This is a genomic window from Stenotrophomonas nitritireducens, assembly GCF_001431425.1.
Classification (GTDB): Bacteria; Pseudomonadota; Gammaproteobacteria; order Xanthomonadales; family Xanthomonadaceae; genus Stenotrophomonas; species Stenotrophomonas nitritireducens.
The window spans coordinates 1-16,617 of record NZ_LDJG01000025.1; the positions used below are offsets into that span (position 1 = coordinate 1).

Sequence of the window (16,617 nt, forward strand, 5' to 3'; positions counted from 1 at the left end):
GGACACCGCCATCACCACCGCCAGCAGTACGCCGGCCGCGTTGTGGGGGCCGGCGGCCGGCGTACTGCTGGCGGTGGTGATGGCGGTGTCCTGCGTGGGCGCGCTCAACGGCTGGACCCTGCTCTCGGCGCAGCTGCCGATGGCCGCCGCGCGCGACGGCGTGCTGCCGCGCGCCTTCGCCCGCGAGAACGGCCGCGGCGCCCCGGTCTTCGGCGTCATCGTCAGTTGCCTGCTGGCCACCGTGCTGGTGATCTGCAACTACAACCGCTCGCTCGTGGACCTGTTCAAGTTCTCGGTGCTGCTGTCCACCGCGGCCACCCTGCTGCCCTACCTCGCCGGCGCCGCCGCATGGCTGTGGCGCGGCAACGGCGGCGCCTCGCGGCTGGCCGCCGCCGGCGCGCTGGCCTTCAGCCTGTATGCGCTGGGCGGCATCGGCGCCGAGGCCCTGCTGTGGGGCGCGGGCCTGATCGTGGCCGGGCTGCCGATCTATTTCTGGTTGCGGCGCTGATCCCGGCCGGTCGGCGCTGCGGGAAAGAGCGGCGCATGCCTGCCATCGGCCATGCTCCCGAAGCCCATGCGCCGGACGATGAACCCCTCCCGATGGCGCACCTGATGGAACACGGCGGCCGCAGCATGCAGGCCGACCAGCGCTGACAGCAGCCAGGCCGCGTACACATGCACGTACCAGGCGACCGCCCGCCCCGTTTCGTCGGCGGGCGGGACGAACAGCGCGGGAACCTCCACGCCCGCGAACAGCACCCGGTCCGCGCCCATCCATACCCAGATCACATGGCCGCTGACCGGCAATACCAGTACCAGGACGTAGAGCAGTCCATGCGCCCACGTGCGGACCCGACGGCGCCACGGCGATCCATCATCGTGGCCGGGTATCGGCAGCCAAAGACGCAGGCCCAGGCGCAGCAGCATCAGGCACAGGATCAGCACGCCCAGCCGGAAATGGACCGGCAGCAGCGCATCGGAGAGCTCGCGCGGGGTCCCGTGTTCGGCCGCGAACCCGAGCGCAAGCTGCGATACCAGCAGCAGCGCCAGCAGCCAGTGCAGCACCCGCAGGACCAGGGGATACCGCTCCACGGCCTGGCCGCTCATGGAGCGCAGCCCGGATAGCCGGGAATGCCGCGGCCCAGCACGATGTCGCGGGTCGCCTCCCAGCCATCCGCGATCCGCACGGGCGTCACGATGCCCGGACCGCCGCGGCCCTGCGCGGCCCTGCGCGCGACCGCAGGGGTCAGGTACGGGTCGTCGCGGAACAGCACGTCGTCGATGTAGTACAGCGCGCAGCCGCGCTCGATCACGTACAGATGGATGTGCTGGGGCATGCGCGTTCCGGGGTAGCTGCCGGGGCGGATGGTGGAAAACGCATACCGTCCGCCGGCATCGGTGGCGACCCACGCACGCAGCCGCCCGTGCCGCCGGGCTCCCGGGTCCTGGTCCGTCCTTTCGCCCGGGTAGACGCCCTGCTGGTTGGTCTGGTGCGCGTAGACGATGACGCCCGGGCGCGGCCGTCCCTGCGCATCGGTCACCCGCCCGGCCAGGTGCAGGCGCTGTCCGGGTTCATCGGCAGGCGCCAGCCGGGCGCTGGCCGCCAGCGCCTCCGGCATGCCGATCAGCGGCACCTCGCAGTCCTCGCAGGGCAGCCCGACGACGGGGATCGTAACGGCGTCGGCCCGCGAACAGGCGGCCAGCAGCACAAGCAGGGCCGCGGCGCGGACAGTGCTGGCAACCAGACGCGGAAATGATGGCGGGGAGTGAGGCATGCGGGTTCTCCAGACAGATTCATCGATGAAGAGCGCCCTCCGCGGCGCGGCGTTAACCGTCCCCACGTGTTAACACTCCGCTCCCGAGCCCCCTCTTTGCCTGTGTCTCCCAGACCCTCCCGGACATGAAGGCCGCGCCACTTTCCCTGGACATCGCCCGGCAGGTGCAGGACGCCCGCCGCGGATCGCAGGCCGCCTTCGCCTGGCTTTACCGCACCTTCGCCCCGCTGGTGCATGCCATCCACCTGGGCATGACGGCACGGGCGCGGGCGGAGGAACTGACCCAGGAGACCTTCGTCATCGCCTTCGGCAAGCTCGAGCAACTGCGCGAGCCGGCGCGCTTCGGCCCGTGGATCGCGATGATCGCGCGCCGGAACCGCCCCGCCGCCGCCATCGACGAACGGGAACTGGCCGATGCGGACGAGCCCGCCTGGACGGGCACGGGCCCCGATGCGATGGCGCAGGCAAGCCAGGCGCTGCGCGCCATCCGCGAGCTGCCCGAGGCCTACCGCGAGACCCTGATCCTGCGCCTGGTCGAAGGCCTCAGCGGCCCGGAGATCGCCAGCCTCACCGGACTGACGCCGCAGTCGGTCCGGGTGAATCTTCATCGCGGCATGCACCAGCTGCGCGACGCGCTGGGCATCGCCCGCCAGCAGGAGACGAACGATGGGTGAGAAACCCGACCCGCTGTGGGACCCGGACGTGCCCGGCGATGACGCGCTGCAGCGCCTCACCTCGCTGCTGGGCGTTTACCGCCACGCGCATGGCCCGGTGCCCACCGCAGCGGAAGTCCGGCGGCCAGGCGCGGCGAGCGTGCGCAGGCGCTTCATTCCCCTGGCGGCGGCCGTGGCCCTGGCCGCCTGCCTGGCCGGCTTCGCCGCCTGGGTGCCGTGGCGCCTGCAGTGGAGCGAGAACCGGCAGTGGGCCGTCGAGACACGCGCCCACGCGGTTCCCGCGGCGCTGGGCGTCGGGCAGACACTGGCTACCGCCGCCACGCAGTCGGCCACGATCCGGGTCGCGCGTATCGGCCGGGTGGAGGTGATGCCGCTGACACGGATCCGGCTCACGGACACCCGAACCGGGCACCACCGCATCGAGCTGCTGGAAGGCCGCATCCGCGCGCGGATCTGGGCACCGCCGGGCCAATTCGGCATTGCCACCGGCACCGGCGAAACCGTCGATCTGGGCTGCGCGTTCGAGATGGATCGCAACCGCGACGGCGAAGGCCGGATCCACGTCACCAGCGGCTGGATCATGCACAGCGTGGACGGCCAGGAGACCCTGGTGCCGGCCGGTTCGTATCTCGATTTCACCCGCGAACGCAGCGGCATCCCGTTGGCGGTGAATGCCGCCGCAGGATTCCGGACCGCCGTCGGCCAGTTCGACCGGGCGATGTCGGCAGGGCAGCGTCCGGCCGATACCGAGGCGCTCATCGCCCGCACCGCCACGGCCGCGGATCGCTTCACCCTGCTCACCCTGCTCACCCGCTATCCGGCGCTGGCCTCCGGACCGCTCTACCCCAGGCTCACCGCGATGTTCGACGGGGCGCCTCCGCCGGGGCACCGCGACGACTGGCTGCGCGGCAGCGTGCAGGCGATGAACCTGTGGTGGGAGCAGATTCCGCGTCCGCCCAAGGCCTGGTGGCTGAACTGGCGCGATGCGCTGGATTGAATGGCGGCGATTCCATGGCCGGGCGAAGTGCGCATACGATGCGTTCCGTTCCGTCCTGCCTGTTCCCATGCCTTCTGCCGCCACCACCACGACCCGCCTCGCCCGGCACTCGCGCGCCATCGCCCTTGCCTGCGCCCTGGTCTGCGCCATCTGGCCGGCACTGGCACAGACGCCGGACACCCCGCCCTGGGAACCGACCACGCCTGTGCTGGAAGGCGCGCAGCTGGCGCTGCTCGACGCGGCACTGGCGCGGCTGCCGCCGCAGCGGCCGGGCGTGACCGACCTGTATGTACTGGGCGTGGCCGGCGATGCCGACGAGGACGTGTTCCGCAACGAGGTCGCGTACCTGCGGCAATTGTCGGCGCAGCGCTGGGATGCGGCCGGGCGCATGCTGGCGCTGGCCAACCAGCCCGATACGCTGGCCAGCGAGGGGGCGCTGCCACTGGCCACCTACGACAGCCTCGGCTACGCGCTGGATGCGCTGGGGCGGACGCTGGATCCGCGCGAGGACGTGCTGTTCCTGTACCTGGGCAGCCATGGCGTGGACGACAGCAGCGTCTACCTGCATACCGGCCCGGACGAGGAGGACTACCTTGCGCCGGAGGACCTGGCCCAGCTGCTGGACGAAGCCGGGATCGGCAACGCGGTGATCGTGGTCTCGGCCTGCTATTCGGGGGGATTCGTGCCGGCGTTGAAAGCCGCCAACCGCATGGTCATCACCGCCGCACGCAAGGACCGCCCGTCCTTCGGCTGCGGCAATACCGACAGCGCCACCTGGTTCGGCCGCGCTTTCCTGGTCGAGGCGCTGAACGCCACCAACGATTTCGCCGCCGCTTTCGGCCTGGCCCGCGATACCGTGCGCCGCCGCGAGAAGGAGGAAGGCGAACTACCGTCGCAGCCGCAGTTCTTCGCCGGCAAGGCGATCACGCCGGTGCTGGCACGATGGCGTGCCGGGTTGCCGGCGAGCGCACCGGTGCCCTATCCCTTCGTGCACTCGCCGCCGGCGGGCAACAGCAACCGCAAGTCTCCATAGGAGCGCATCCTGGTGCACGCTGGGACCTGCATGCAGGCCCCTCCGCACCGGCCCGCCCATTCAAGACGGAAAGGCCTTATCGCGCACTGAAGCGCGTTCCCGCCGGCGGATATCAGGGCTGCGCGTCCTGCAGGCGGTAGGTAGTGCGGCTGCGGTATTCCCTGCCGTTGAGCGTGGTGCGCACCTCGACGGCGTGCTCGCCCACGTCCAGCTTCGTCGGCAATGCCGCGCGCCACAGGTGCGAGGAGGGCGTGGCCTCGGGCGATCGGTCGTAGCCGCGCAGGCGCGCTGCCTGGTCGTCGGCGACGTTCTCGGCCAGCAGGCGCGGGTCGGGCTGCTCGACCCGCTTCATCGGCTGCCATTCGCCGTCATCGACACGGAATTCCACCGGCAGGCCGTCATGGCCCATGAACACGTTGGCGTACACGCCCCAGGCCGGATACGCGCCATGGCGCAGCACCTTCGGCGCATGCAGGGCGATCTGCTCGTCCTCGGCCGCGCGGGCGGCGCGGTATTCCACGCTGTAGCTCCCCTGCGGCCGCACGTTGAGCAGGCCATAGCCGTTGGGCGTACCGTCGGACATGGTGGTGTCGGGAATGCCCTGCGCGTCCTTCACCCCGGACCAGAACGCGCCGCAGGCCGCGCCGACGTTGTATTCGTGCAGCGGCCGCGCGCCCTTCCAGCCCTGCGCCGCGCTCCAGAACACCTGGTTCTGGTTGTGGGTATGGCCGCTCAGGACCAGCGGGTGCGGCAGCTTTTCCAGCAGCGCGAACAGGCGCGCGCGGTCCCCGGCGCGGAACACATGGTCGAACAGCGGGATATGGATGCCCAGCACCACCAGCCGGTCCTTCGGCACCGTCGGCAGGTAGCGTTCGAGGAAGGCGAACTGGTCCTCGCGCAGGCCGCCGACATAGGCCGGCTTCTGCCCGGGCTGGGCGACGACGTCATCCAGCCCGATGAACACCATCGACGGTTCTTCCCAGGCATAGGTGTCCGGGCCGAGCTGGCGGTGGAAGCTGTCCAGCGACTGCGCATCGCTGTGCGCGCCGACGTCCATGTCGTGGTTGCCCGGTACGTGCAGCCACGGCACGCCGAGCGAGGTCACCGCCTTGACCAGCAGCGGATACAACGACGGATCGTCGTTGGTGATGTCGCCCAGGGTCATGCCCAGGCGCGCGCCGTGCCGGCCGCGCAGCGGTGCGACGATGTCGCGCTCGAAATAGCTCACGTCCAGCGGGCTGGCGGTCTGGCTGTCGGCCATCACCAGCGCCTGGAAGCTGTCCGGCGCGTCGGCCTGCGGCACCAGCGCGAACGGCCGGCATTGCCCGCCGCCCGCCTCGCCGGCGCGCGGGCGCCAGATGTCCGGCAGGCCGTCGGCACGCGCGGCCACACGGTATCGGGCGGGCTTGATGACGAACACCGTGGGCTGCGCCGAATCCGGCAGGCGATAGCGGCCATCGCGGTCGGTGACGGCGATGTGCTCGCCATCGGAAACGCGGATGCCGGCCAGCGGCTTCTCGTCCGCATCACGCACGCCGTTGCCGTTGGCATCGGCGAACACCACGCCGTCCGTGCAGGAAGCGGCCGTGGCGAACGGCATGCAGGCCAGCTGCAGGCCGGCAAGCAGGAAATGGCGCATGGAAGCCTCGTCGGGCGAACGGACAGGCGGCCATTATCGCGCCGCCATGCGACATGCGCATGGCGATGGGTTTGCCGTGGACGGCGGATCGCAGCAGCGCCGTGGCGGGCGCCCCCGTTCAGCCCGCCGCCTTCTCCGCTGCCCTGGCATGCCGCTGCTCCAGCACCGCCACCGCGTCGTCCAGCGACAGCCCGCGCGCGCGCAGCAGCACGATCAGGTGGAACAGCAGGTCGGCCGATTCGCCCAGCAGTTCGTCGTCACGCTGGACCACGCCGGCCAGCGCCGTCTCCACGCCCTCCTCGCCCACCTTCTGCGCGATGTGGCGCGTGCCCTTCTCGAACAGTTTCGTGGTGTAGCTGTTGAGCGGGCGGTCGTGCTCGCGCTGCCGGACCAGCGCGTCCAGCGCGCCCAGGAACTGTCCCGGCGCGTCGCCGAAACAGCTGGTGCTGCCGGTGTGGCAGGTGGGCCCATGCGGGCGCGCGGTGACCAGCAGCGTATCGGCGTCGCAGTCGGCACGGACCGCCACCAGTTCCAGGTGGTTGCCCGAGGTCTCGCCCTTGGTCCACAGGCGTTGCCGGCTGCGGCTGAAGAAGGTGACCTTGCCGCCCTGCAGCGTCCTGTCCAGCGCGGCGCGGTCCATGTAGCCGAGCATCAGCACCCGCAGCGTGGCCGCGTCCTGCACGACGACCGGCATCAGCCCGCCGACCTTGTCCCAGTCCAGTGCGGCCGGGTCGAAGGGGTTTTCAGTAGACATCGCGTACCTCGATCTGTTGTCCGCGCAGGAAGCGCTTCAATTCCGCAATGGCGATAGCGCCGGAGTGGAACACACTGGCCGCCAGCGCGCCGTCGACGTCGGCCTGCTCGAACACGTCGGCGAAATGCCGTGGCTCGCCGGCGCCGCCGGACGCGATCAGCGGCACGCTGCACAGGGCGCGGGCCTGGCGCAGCTGGGCGATGTCGTAGCCGCTGCGCACGCCGTCGCTGTCCATGCAGTTGAGCACGATCTCGCCGGCGCCGCGCTGCTGCGCCTCGCGCAGCCAGTCCAGCGTCAACCGCGCCTCGGCGCGGGTCCTGGCCGGGTCGCCGGTGTAGGAGCGCACCCGCCATTGTCCGTCCGGCTCGCGGATGGAATCGATGCCGACCACCACGCACTGCTGGCCGAACGCCTCGGCCAGCTCGCCGATCAGCGCCGGCCGCTCCAGCGCCGGGGTGTTGATCGAGATCTTGTCGGCGCCGGCGTTGAGGATGCCGCGCGCGGTGTCCACGTCGCGTATGCCGCCGGCCACGCAGAACGGGATGTCGATCAGGCGCGCGACGCGCTCGATCCAGGCGCGGTCCACCGAGCGCCCTTCCGGGCTGGCGGAGATGTCGTAGAACACCAGTTCGTCGGCGCCGTCGTCGCGGTAGCGCAGCGCCAGTTCGGCGATGTCGCCCATGTCGACGTGGTCGCGGAAGCGCACGCCCTTGACCACGCGGCCGTCGCGCACGTCCAGGCAGGGAATGATGCGGCGGCTCAGCATGCCAGCGCCTCCTCAAGCCGCAGCCGGCCTTCGAGCAGCGCCTTGCCCAGCACCGCGCCGGCGCAGCCGGCCGCGCGCGCCGCGGCCACGTCGGCCACGTCGCGCACGCCGCCGGAGGCCTGCACCGCCACGCCGGGCAGCCGCCGCGACAGGTGCGCGTACAGGTCGAGGTTGGGACCGGACAGCATGCCGTCGCGGGCGATGTCGGTGCACAGCAGGTGCTCCATGCCGGCCTGCGCGTAGCGCAGGGCCAGTTCGTCCAGGGTCGCGTCGGCGGTCTCGGTCCAGCCGTGCACCGGCAGGCGCCACACGCCGTCCTCGCCCTGCCGCGCGTCCAGCGCGATGGTCAGCCGGTCCGGGCCGAATTCCTGCAGCCACGCCAGCACGCGCCCGGGGTCGCGTACCGCCAGCGATCCGATCACCACCCGGCTGGCGCCGGCGTCGAGGAGCCGCGCCACGTCGTCGCGGCCGCGCACGCCGCCGCCGGTCTGCACCTTCAACGAAGTGCTTGCCGCGATCTGCGCCAGCAGCGGCGCCAGCGTGTAGCCGCCGGCCCTGGCCGCGTCCAGATCGACCAGGTGCATCCACCGCGCGCCGGCGGCGGCGAAGGCCTGCGCGCGCGGCAGCGGATCGTCGCCATAGGTGGTCTGCTGCGCGTAGTCGCCCTGCAGCAGGCGCACCACCTGGCCATCGCGGATGTCCAGCGCGGGATAGACAACAAAGCTCATGGAAATTCGTTCTCGATGAAGTTGCGCAGGATGCGCGCGCCGGGCCCGGCCGAACGTTCGGGATGGAACTGCGCGCCGCACAGGCGGCCGCGCTGCACTACCGCGGTGAACAGGCCGCCGTGATGGCAGGCCGCCACCGTGTCGGAGGTGACCGGCGCGGCGTAGCTGTGCACGAAATAGGTGCTGGAACCGGCCGGAACACCGTCCAGCAGCGGCGACTCGCGCAGGGCCAGCAGTTTGTTCCAGCCCATGTGCGGCACGCGCACCCCTACCGCAGGGTGCAGGCGGCGCACCACGCCCGGCAGCAGCCCCAGGCAGTCCACGCCGCCCTCCTCCGAGCGCTCGAACAGCAGCTGCATGCCCAGGCAGATGCCCATCAACGGCACCTGCAGGTCGCGCAGCGGCTGCACCAGTCCCTGCGCGTGCAGGCGGCGCATGCCTTCGGCCGCGGCGCCGACCCCGGGGAGGATCACCCGCGAGGTACCTTCAAGCGCGGACGGTTCGCGCACCATGCGCACCGCCACGCCCAGGCGCTCCAGCGCATAACGCACCGAGCCGAGGTTGGCCCCGCCCGCATCCACCAGGCCGACCGCGTTCACAGTGCCCCCTTGGTCGAAGGCAGCTCGGTACCTTCGCGGCGGATCGCCTGGCGCAATGCGCGCGCCAGCGCCTTGAAGCAGGCCTCGACCTTGTGGTGGTCGTTGTCGCCCTCGACCTTGAGGTTGAGATTCAACCCGGCGGCGTCGCACAGCGAGCGGAAGAAATGCGGCACCAGTTCGGTGGGCATGTCGCCGACGCGCTCGCGCTTGAATCCGCCCTCGAACACGAAATACGGGCGGCCGCTGAAATCCAGCGCCGCGCTAGCCAGCGTCTCGTCCATCGGCAGGGTGAAGCCGTAACGGCCGATGCCGCGCTTGTCGCCCAGCGCCTCGCGCAATGCCTGGCCCAGGGCGAGCCCGGTGTCCTCGATGGTGTGGTGTTCGTCGATGTGCAGGTCGCCGCGCGCCTGGATTTCCAGCGCGAAGCCGCCGTGGCGGCCGATCTGGTCGAGCATGTGGTCGAAGAACGGCAGGCCGGTGTCGATCTTCGCCGTGGCCACCTTGTCCAGATCGACGGCTACGCGGATCTGCGTTTCCTTCGTATCACGCTGCACGGTGGCGCGGCGCGGCGCGTCGGCCAGTTCGTGGGCGATGCCGTCCCAGTCCCACTGCCCTCCAAACTGTTCTGTACGCAGCTGGAAACCGCGGATCTTCATGTTGTCGGCGAACTGGATGTCGGTGGGCCGGTCGCCGACCATCGCCGAGCGCGCCCAGTCGATGTTCCGATCCTGCAGGTACGGCAGCATCATGCCGATGCCCGGCTTGCGGTTGGGGCTGTTGTCGGCCGGCCAGCTCGGGTCCACCAGCACGTCGCGGAACGCGATGCCCTGGCTGGCGAAGATCTGCAGCATCAGTTCGTTGGGGCCGTCGAAGCTGGCCTGCGGATAGCTTTCGCTGCCCAGCCCGTCCTGGTTGGAGACGATGACGAACTGGTAGCCGGCATCGCGCAGGCGCAGCATCGCCGGGATGACGTTGTTGACGAAGCGGACCTTCTCGTAGGCGTCGATCTGGAAATCGGCCGGCTCCTCGATCAGGGTACCGTCGCGGTCGACGAACAGGATGGGCGTCATGCGGCAGGCTCCAGGGTGGCAAGCACGCCCAGCACGCGCGCGTTCTGTTCGGGGGTGCCCAGGGTGATGCGCAGGGCATCGTGCAGTTGCGGCGCGGCGCGCTGGTCGCGCACCACCACGCCGGCGGCCAGCAGCCGCTGGAACGCGGTTTCGGCATCGACGAAGCGCACCAGCAGGAAGTTGGCGTCGGAGGCGTACACCCGGCGCACGCCGGGCAAGGCCGCCAACGCGGCGCGCAGACGCCCGCGTTCGGCGCGCACCAGCGCGGTGCGTTCGCGCGTACGCAGCAGCGCCGCGTCGTCCAGTCCATCCAGCGCCAGTGCCGAACACGGTGCCGGGACCGGGTATGGCGCCTGGCAGCAGCGCAGCACCGCGACCAGGTCGGCGTCGGCGATCACGCAGCCGATGCGCGCAGCCGCCAGCGCATGCGCCTTGGACAGCGTCCGCAGCACGGCGATGTTGTCGTGGCGCGGCAGCAGGGTCGCCGCCGAGGGTTCGTCGGCGAACTCGGCATAGGCCTCGTCCACCACCACCAGGGCTTGTCCACGCAGGGCCACGGCGACCTGCTCGACCTGCGCCAGCGGGATGCTCAGGCCGCCGGGATTGGAGGGCGAGCACAGGAACACCAGCCGCGCCCCGCCCCGCTTCGCGGTGGCGATGATGGCCTCGATGTCCGGCACCAGGCCGGCCTCGTCGTCGCGCAGCGGCACTTCCAGCGCCGGTGCGTTCTGCAGCCGCGCGCTGACCGCGTACATGCCGAACACCGGCGGCGTGTACAGCACGCCATCGCGGCCCGGCACGCACAATGCACGCACCAGCAGGTCGATGGCCTCGTCGCTGCCGCGCCCGATCAGCAGCTGTCCGGGCGTGCAGCCGTAGAGCGCGGCCAGCCGTTCGCGCAGTGCCTGCGGCTGCGGCTCAGGGTAGCGCCGGCAGGTGGCCGCGGCATCGCCCGGATTGGGCCATGCCGCTTCGTTGGCGTTGAGCCATATTTCGCCGTCGAGCCTGGCGCTGCGCGCGGAGGAATAGCCGCCGAAACCGCGCAGGTCTTCGCGCACCAGGTCGAGCACGCCGCTCATGGCGCACCTCCCAGGCGCAGCGCGACCGCATTGGCGTGCGCATCCAGCCCTTCGGCGCGGGCCATGATCAAGGCGCACGGGCCGATGCCGGCGATGCCCTCGGCGCTGGCCGCCTGCACGCTGATCTGGTTCTGGAAACTGGCCACGCTGACACCGCTGAAGGCGCGCGCGGCGCCGGCCGTGGGCAGCACGTGGTTGGTGCCGGAGCAGTAATCGCCCAGCGCTTCGGGGGTGTAGTCGCCGAGGAACACCGAACCGGCGGCCTCGACGTGGTCGAGCCAGTCGCGCGGCTGCCGCAGCGCCAGGATCAGGTGCTCCGGCGCGTAGCGATTGGAAATGGAAAATGCCTGTTCGATCGACGCCACCCTTACGAGCAGCGAGGCAGCCAGCGCCTGCCGGGCGATGCCCTGGCGCGGCAGCTGCGCCACCTGCCGCTCCACTTCTGCCTGCACCGCGGCGATCAACGCGGCATCGTCGCTCAGCAACAGCACCTGCGAGTCCGGGCCATGCTCGGCCTGCGACAACAGGTCGGCCGCGACGAAAGCCGGGTTGGCGCCGGCATCGGCGATGACCAGTACCTCGGACGGACCGGCCGGCATGTCGATGGCGGCGGCGCCGGCCTGCGCCACCTGCTGCTTGGCCTCGGTGACGTAGCTGTTGCCCGGCCCGAACAGCTTGTCGCAGGACGGGACGGTCGCGGTACCCCAGGCCATCGCCGCGATCGCCTGCGCGCCGCCGATCTTGAACACCTTGTGCACGCCGGTCAGGCGCGCGGCCACCAGCACCGCCGGATCGGCCGTGCCGTCCTTGCGCGGCGGCGTGCACAGCACCACTTCGCGGCAGCCGGCCAGTTTCGCCGGCACGCCCAGCATCAGGGCGGTCGACGGCAACGGCGCACTGCCGGCCGGCACATACAGGCCGACGCGCCCGATCGGGCGGATGACCTTGCCGCAGACCACGCCCGGCGCGGTCTCCAGCGAATACGGCTGCGCCATGCCGGCGCGGTGATAGGCGTCGATGCGTCCGGCCGCCTGCTGCATGGCGATGCGCAGGTCCGCCGGCACCGCCAGTTCGGCGGCGGCGAACTCGTCCTCGCCCACCTCGAAGCGTTCCAGCGCCACACCGTCCAAACGCGCCGTGATGTCGCGCAGTGCGAGGTCGCCGATGCCACGCACCTGTTCGATCAGGGCCGCGACCGCGGCACGGGTCTGCGCGGCCACGGCCTGCGCCGGCCGGGTCAGCGCACGCGCCTGCGCGTCGGCATCCAGTGCATTCCAGTCGAGGATGTTCATGCCAGCGATTTCTCCACCGCCAGCACCATCAGCCCCTGCGCACCGGCACGCTCCAGCTCCTCCAGCCGCTGCCAGCTCAGTGCGCCATTGCACATGGTCTGCAGGCGTACCGCTCCGCCATTGCCCGGCAGGCGCAGCAGCGGCTCGGCATCGGGCAGCAGCCGCGCCAGTTCGTCCACGCGTTCCTCCGCGGCGGAGAACATCAGCAGCTTCCGGTCCTGCACCCTGCTCAGGCCATCCAGGCGACGCAACAGCATCGCCATCAGCCCCGCGCGGGCGTCGTCCAGCGCGTGCGCCGGGCCCGCCAGCACCGCCTCACTGTCTAGCAGCGTTTCCACCGGCTTGAGCTGGTTGGCCGCGAGCGTGGCACCACTGGAGACCAGGTCGCAGATCAGGTCGGCGGTGCCGAGCTTGGGCGCGATCTCGACCGAGCCGGACAGCTCCACCACCTGCGCGTCCACGCCCTTGTCCTTCAGCCATGCGGCGAGGATGGCCGGATAGCTGGTGGCGATGCGCCGGCCGGCCAGCTGCGCCGGCCCCTGCCAGTCCCATTCCTCGGGCACGGCGATCATCAGCCGGCACTGGCCGAAGCCGAGGCCGCGCAGCGGCTGGTAGGCATCGGCCAGGCCGAGCTGCCGGCGCGCCTTGGCCTGCTCGTCCAGTTCGTTGAGGCCCACCACGCCGAGGTCGCAGACGCCATCGGCGATCAGCCCCGGGATGTCGTCGTCGCGCACCAGCAGCAGGTCCACCGGCAGCGATTCGCCGAAGCAGAACAGCTTGTCGCGGCTCTGCCGCCAGCTCAGCCCGCAGGCGGCCAGCAGGCTGCGCGCGGGGTCGGCCAGGCGCCCGCTTTTCTGGATGGCGATGCGCAGCCGGTCGCGGGTCGGCGCGGAGGAAGAAGCAATCATGGGTCTTGTCTCAGTTGGATTCGGCTTTGCGCACGGACAGGCGCTCGATGGCGGCGGCATAGCCCCCGGCGCCATGTTCGAGCGAGCGCGCGACCCGGCCGATGGTGGTCACGCTCACCCCGGTCAGGTCGTAGATCTCGCGGTACGGCACGCCCTTGCGCAGCAGCGGCACCACCCGCCAGCGGTCGGCCATCGCCTCCAGCTCGGCGGGCGTGCACAGGTCGCGCAGGAAGGCCTGCACGTCCTGCGGCCGGTCCAGCGCGGCGAACGCACGCGCCAGCGCCTTGAGGGAAGCGTCGGATGCCTTTTCGCGGTCGGGGTCTGGGCGCGTTTTCATGCGTACCAATGTAATAGCGTGCTAATACATTAATCCAAACAGGATTGCCCGGTCAAACATCGGCGGCCACCATCGTCCTGGCAAAAGAAAAGGCCCCGCAGTGCGGGGCCTTTGGTTCAGGTCGAGCCCGGGCGCTCAGCGCGCCATGGCGCGGGCCTGCTCCAGCTCCACCTGCAGGGTGGATGCCAGCTCGTCGCGGGCGACCTCGAACTGCTGCTCGCGCAGCAGGTCCTTGACCGCGACCACGCCGCGCGCCAGCTCGTCCTCGCCGGCAAGCACCACGAAGCGGATGCCGGCCTTGGCCGCGTACTGGAACTGCTTGCCGATCTTCTTCGGCTCCATCTGCACTTCGGTGTTGATGCCGCCGGCGCGCAGACGGCGGGCGATGTCCAGCGACTGCGGCATCGCCGCCTCGTCCATCAGCGCCACCATCGCCTGCACGCTGCTTTCGGCGATGCCTTCGATCAGGCCGGCCTCGCGCAGCTGCCAGAACAGGCGGGTCAGACCGATGGAGATGCCCACGCCCGGCAGCCGGCTCTTGGTGTAGTGGCTGGCCAGATCCTCGTAGCGGCCACCGGAACAGATCGAGCCGATCTGCGGGTGGTCCAGCAGCGTGGTCTCGTAGACGGTGCCGGTGTAGTAATCCAGCCCGCGCGCGATGGAGAAATTCAGGCAGTACGCGCTTTCCGGCACGCCCAGCGCCTTGACCAGCTCCAGCACCTCGCGCAGTTCGGCGGCGCCGGTGCGCAGCGACTCACTGGCGCCCTCGCCGGCTTCGGCCAGTACCGCGTCGATCTTCGCCAGCGCGTCGGCGTGCGACTGCGAACGCACCTCGACGAAGGCGAGGATGCGCTCCACCGCCGCGGCCGGCAGGCCGAAGTCCGGGCCGGCCAGGGTCTCGCGCACGTAGTCGGCACCGCGCTTGTCGAGCTTGTCGACCTCGCGCAGCACCAGCGCCTGCTGCTGCGGATCGGCCACGTCCTGCGCCTCGAAGAAGCCGCGCATCAGCTTGCGGTTGTTCAGCTGCACCGCAAAGCTGCCGATGCGCAGTTCGGAGAACACCGCGTGGATCACCGCCAGCACTTCGGCGTCGTAGCGGATGCTCAACGCGTCCTTGCCGATCACGTCCACGTCGCACTGGTAGAACTCGCGGAAGCGGCCGCGCTGGGCGCGCTCGCCGCGATAGACGCGCTGCATCTGGTAGCGGCGGAACGGGAAGGTCAGCTCGTGCTCGTGCTCGGCCACGTAGCGCGCCAGCGGCACGGTCAGGTCGAAACGCAGCGCCATTTCCGGCAGGCTTTTGTCGCTGCCCGCCTCGGCCGAGCTGGCGGCATTGGCCAGCGCGCCAGTGGACTGCACGAAATACACCTGGCGCTCGGTCTCGCCGCCGGACTTGGTCAACAGCACGTCGGACAGCTCGAACACCGGCGTCTCCACCGGCAGGAACCCGAAGCGCTCGTAGTTGCGGCGGATGACGTCCAGCATGCGCTGGAACGCAATCTGCTCGCGCGGCAGCAACTCCATGATGCCGGGCGGCGTACGGGGCTTGATCACGGGTGGAACTCCTGCAAACGGGGGGATGAGCGGACGCCAATTCTAGCGCCACGCCGCCCGGGCCGACCGCATGAAGTATCATGCGCACACTTCCCCCGCCCCGAAGCCATGACCCGGCCCGTCCCCGGTTCCGAGCCACCTGCCGCATTCCAGACCGTCTCCGAAGGCAGCGGCGCGCGCGAGTGCCTGCACTGCTCGGTCCGCCACCTGTCGGTGTGCTCGGCGCTGTCCTGCGACGAAGTACAGGCCCTGGAGCAGATCACGCTGTCCATGCCGGTGCCGATGGGCGCCACGCTGGCCCGCAGCGGCGAACCGCGCGCGCATGTCTTCACCGTGACCGAGGGCGCGTTGCGGCTGGTGCGCACGCTGGCCGACGGCCGCCGCCAGGTGAACGGCTTCGTCCTGCCGGGCGACTACGTGGGCCTGAGCGGCAGCGACCATCACCGTTATGACATCGAGGCCATCGCCGAGAGCCGCGTGTGCCGGGTGCCGACCTCGCAGATGCGCGACCTGCGCCAGCGCTTCCCGCACCTGGAGCGCAAACTGCTGCAGCGCGCCTGCCAGGAACTGGACGCCGCGCAGGACAACGCCCTGGCCCTGGCCCGCCTGCAGCCACCGGAACGGCTGGCCGATTTCCTGCTGCGCCTGGCCGCGCGCGAGGCCATGCAGGGCCAGGTCGGCAACCGGGTGGCGTTGCCGATGGGGCGCGGCGACATCGCCGACCATCTCGGCCTGACCATGGAGACGGTCAGCCGCACCTTCACCAAGCTGCGCCAGCAGGGGCTGATCGCCCTGCCGCACCTGAACGTGGTCGAGATCCTCGATTTCGCCGGCCTGCAGAAGCTGGCCAACGACGACCTGGGCTGAATCGCCCGCCCGGCATTTGACGCTGCGCCGCGCGGTCTGCAAGCTGGGCCTGGCCGCCACCGCTGGCGGCGCCCGGGAGGTCTCATGTCGCGTGCTGTCGCCACACTGCTCTCCATCGTCATCGGCATCGGTTTCGTGCTGCTGGTCCTGTATGCCTGGCCGCCGATCGCCGCCCACAACATGATTCCGGCCCGGCTCGCGCAGGCCGGGCTGTCCGGCACCGCCTGGTACGGCGCGCTGACCCTGCAGGACTTCGCGATCAACCTGCTGCTTGCCCTGCCCGCCGCCTGGCTGCTGCGGCGGCTGGGACGCGACCGGCTCCGTTTCCACTGCGCGCTGGCCACGCTGACGTTCGCCACTGCCTTCACCGTCGCGGCAGGCCTGCCGTTGTTCTCCGCCGGCGGCTTCATCGTCGCCGGCTGGCTGCTGATGCTGGCCGCCCTGCCGGCGGCCAGCTGGCTGCTCGGCCTGCGCGGGCGCGGCAACAGGCGCAACCGCTCCGGCAACCTGCCCCGCCCGCACGCAGCCTGAGCCAGGTCACCGGT

The 16,617-nt window shown here is 70.8% G+C and carries 19 protein-coding genes; 6 read left to right on the plus strand and 13 right to left on the minus strand.

Translation table 11 applies throughout. From position 1 onward, the window contains the following. Positions 1-508, plus strand: a 508-nt coding sequence (locus ABB22_RS14560; RefSeq protein ID WP_152984200.1) for an amino acid permease, incomplete at its 5' end; no start/stop codon positions are given. Here ABB22_RS14560 and ABB22_RS14565 read toward each other — a convergent pair. Then, positions 487-1,107 (minus strand): cytochrome b/b6 domain-containing protein, encoded by a 621-nt coding sequence (locus tag ABB22_RS14565; RefSeq protein ID WP_055765185.1) that lies wholly within the window; start codon positions 1,105-1,107, stop codon positions 487-489. The two genes, ABB22_RS14560 and ABB22_RS14565, sit on opposite strands and share 22 nt — an antisense overlap. After that, positions 1,104-1,775, minus strand: a complete 672-nt coding sequence (locus tag ABB22_RS14570; RefSeq protein ID WP_082443473.1) for a dioxygenase family protein — start codon at positions 1,773-1,775, stop codon at positions 1,104-1,106. The genes ABB22_RS14565 and ABB22_RS14570 overlap by 4 nt, the downstream gene beginning before the upstream one ends. A 125-nt stretch (positions 1,776-1,900) precedes the next feature. Between ABB22_RS14570 and ABB22_RS14575 the strand changes: the two genes are divergently transcribed. The 3 genes from ABB22_RS14575 to ABB22_RS14585 all read left to right on the plus strand — a co-directional run bounded on the left by ABB22_RS14575 (position 1,901) and on the right by ABB22_RS14585 (position 4,479). Further along, complete coding sequence (locus ABB22_RS14575; protein WP_055765180.1) at positions 1,901-2,449, plus strand: RNA polymerase sigma factor; 549 nt, start codon at positions 1,901-1,903, stop codon at positions 2,447-2,449. Beyond that, the gene (locus tag ABB22_RS14580; protein WP_055765177.1) at positions 2,442-3,446 is read left to right on the plus strand and encodes a FecR domain-containing protein; all 1,005 of its coding nucleotides are present in this window, start codon (positions 2,442-2,444) and stop codon (positions 3,444-3,446) included. The genes ABB22_RS14575 and ABB22_RS14580 overlap by 8 nt, the downstream gene beginning before the upstream one ends. A 67-nt stretch (positions 3,447-3,513) precedes the next feature. Continuing rightward, on the plus strand, positions 3,514-4,479 hold the full coding sequence (locus tag ABB22_RS14585; RefSeq protein ID WP_055765174.1) for a C13 family peptidase: 966 nt from the start codon (positions 3,514-3,516) through the stop codon (positions 4,477-4,479). A gap of 112 nt (positions 4,480-4,591) precedes the next feature. Here ABB22_RS14585 and ABB22_RS14590 read toward each other — a convergent pair whose 3' ends face one another. From ABB22_RS14590 to hisS, 11 genes are all read right to left on the minus strand, one after another. Then, on the minus strand, positions 4,592-6,118 hold the full coding sequence (locus tag ABB22_RS14590) for a calcineurin-like phosphoesterase family protein (protein ID WP_055765172.1): 1,527 nt from the start codon (positions 6,116-6,118) through the stop codon (positions 4,592-4,594). 118 nt (positions 6,119-6,236) lie between these two features. Then, positions 6,237-6,872, minus strand: a complete 636-nt coding sequence (gene hisIE, locus ABB22_RS14595; protein ID WP_055765169.1) for a bifunctional phosphoribosyl-AMP cyclohydrolase/phosphoribosyl-ATP diphosphatase HisIE — start codon at positions 6,870-6,872, stop codon at positions 6,237-6,239. Beyond that, positions 6,862-7,638 (minus strand): imidazole glycerol phosphate synthase subunit HisF, encoded by a 777-nt coding sequence (gene hisF / locus ABB22_RS14600; RefSeq protein WP_055765166.1) that lies wholly within the window; start codon positions 7,636-7,638, stop codon positions 6,862-6,864. Before hisF ends, hisIE begins: the two co-directional genes overlap by 11 nt. Continuing rightward, a complete protein-coding gene (gene hisA / locus ABB22_RS14605; protein WP_055765163.1) occupies positions 7,632-8,366 on the minus strand; it encodes a 1-(5-phosphoribosyl)-5-[(5-phosphoribosylamino)methylideneamino]imidazole-4-carboxamide isomerase in 735 nt (244 codons plus the stop codon). Before hisA ends, hisF begins: the two co-directional genes overlap by 7 nt. Further along, positions 8,363-8,965, minus strand: coding sequence for an imidazole glycerol phosphate synthase subunit HisH (hisH, locus tag ABB22_RS14610; RefSeq protein WP_055765160.1), 603 nt, complete (start codon positions 8,963-8,965; stop codon positions 8,363-8,365). The genes hisA and hisH overlap by 4 nt, the downstream gene beginning before the upstream one ends. Then, on the minus strand, positions 8,962-10,035 hold the full coding sequence (gene hisB, locus ABB22_RS14615) for a bifunctional histidinol-phosphatase/imidazoleglycerol-phosphate dehydratase HisB (RefSeq protein WP_055765157.1): 1,074 nt from the start codon (positions 10,033-10,035) through the stop codon (positions 8,962-8,964). Before hisB ends, hisH begins: the two co-directional genes overlap by 4 nt. Further along, the gene (gene hisC, locus ABB22_RS14620) at positions 10,032-11,114 is read right to left on the minus strand and encodes a histidinol-phosphate transaminase (RefSeq protein WP_055765153.1); all 1,083 of its coding nucleotides are present in this window, start codon (positions 11,112-11,114) and stop codon (positions 10,032-10,034) included. Before hisC ends, hisB begins: the two co-directional genes overlap by 4 nt. Then, on the minus strand, positions 11,111-12,406 hold the full coding sequence (gene hisD / locus ABB22_RS14625; protein ID WP_055765152.1) for a histidinol dehydrogenase: 1,296 nt from the start codon (positions 12,404-12,406) through the stop codon (positions 11,111-11,113). The genes hisC and hisD overlap by 4 nt, the downstream gene beginning before the upstream one ends. After that, positions 12,403-13,314 (minus strand): ATP phosphoribosyltransferase, encoded by a 912-nt coding sequence (hisG, locus tag ABB22_RS14630; RefSeq protein WP_055765149.1) that lies wholly within the window; start codon positions 13,312-13,314, stop codon positions 12,403-12,405. Before hisG ends, hisD begins: the two co-directional genes overlap by 4 nt. A gap of 10 nt (positions 13,315-13,324) precedes the next feature. Then, positions 13,325-13,651 carry a YerC/YecD family TrpR-related protein gene (locus tag ABB22_RS14635; RefSeq protein WP_055765145.1) on the minus strand — a complete coding sequence of 109 codons (327 nt, stop codon included), beginning with the start codon at positions 13,649-13,651 and terminating at the stop codon, positions 13,325-13,327. Positions 13,652-13,786: 135 nt separating this feature from the next. Next, positions 13,787-15,205, minus strand: a complete 1,419-nt coding sequence (gene hisS, locus ABB22_RS14640; protein ID WP_055765142.1) for a histidine--tRNA ligase — start codon at positions 15,203-15,205, stop codon at positions 13,787-13,789. Between the two features lie 108 nt (positions 15,206-15,313). On the opposite strand from hisS, the gene ABB22_RS14645 reads away from it, so the two are divergent. Then, positions 15,314-16,072 (plus strand): Crp/Fnr family transcriptional regulator, encoded by a 759-nt coding sequence (locus tag ABB22_RS14645; RefSeq protein ID WP_055765140.1) that lies wholly within the window; start codon positions 15,314-15,316, stop codon positions 16,070-16,072. 84 nt (positions 16,073-16,156) lie between these two features. Next, positions 16,157-16,603, plus strand: a complete 447-nt coding sequence (locus tag ABB22_RS14650) for a hypothetical protein (protein WP_055765137.1) — start codon at positions 16,157-16,159, stop codon at positions 16,601-16,603. The last annotated feature ends 14 nt before the right edge of the window (positions 16,604-16,617 follow it).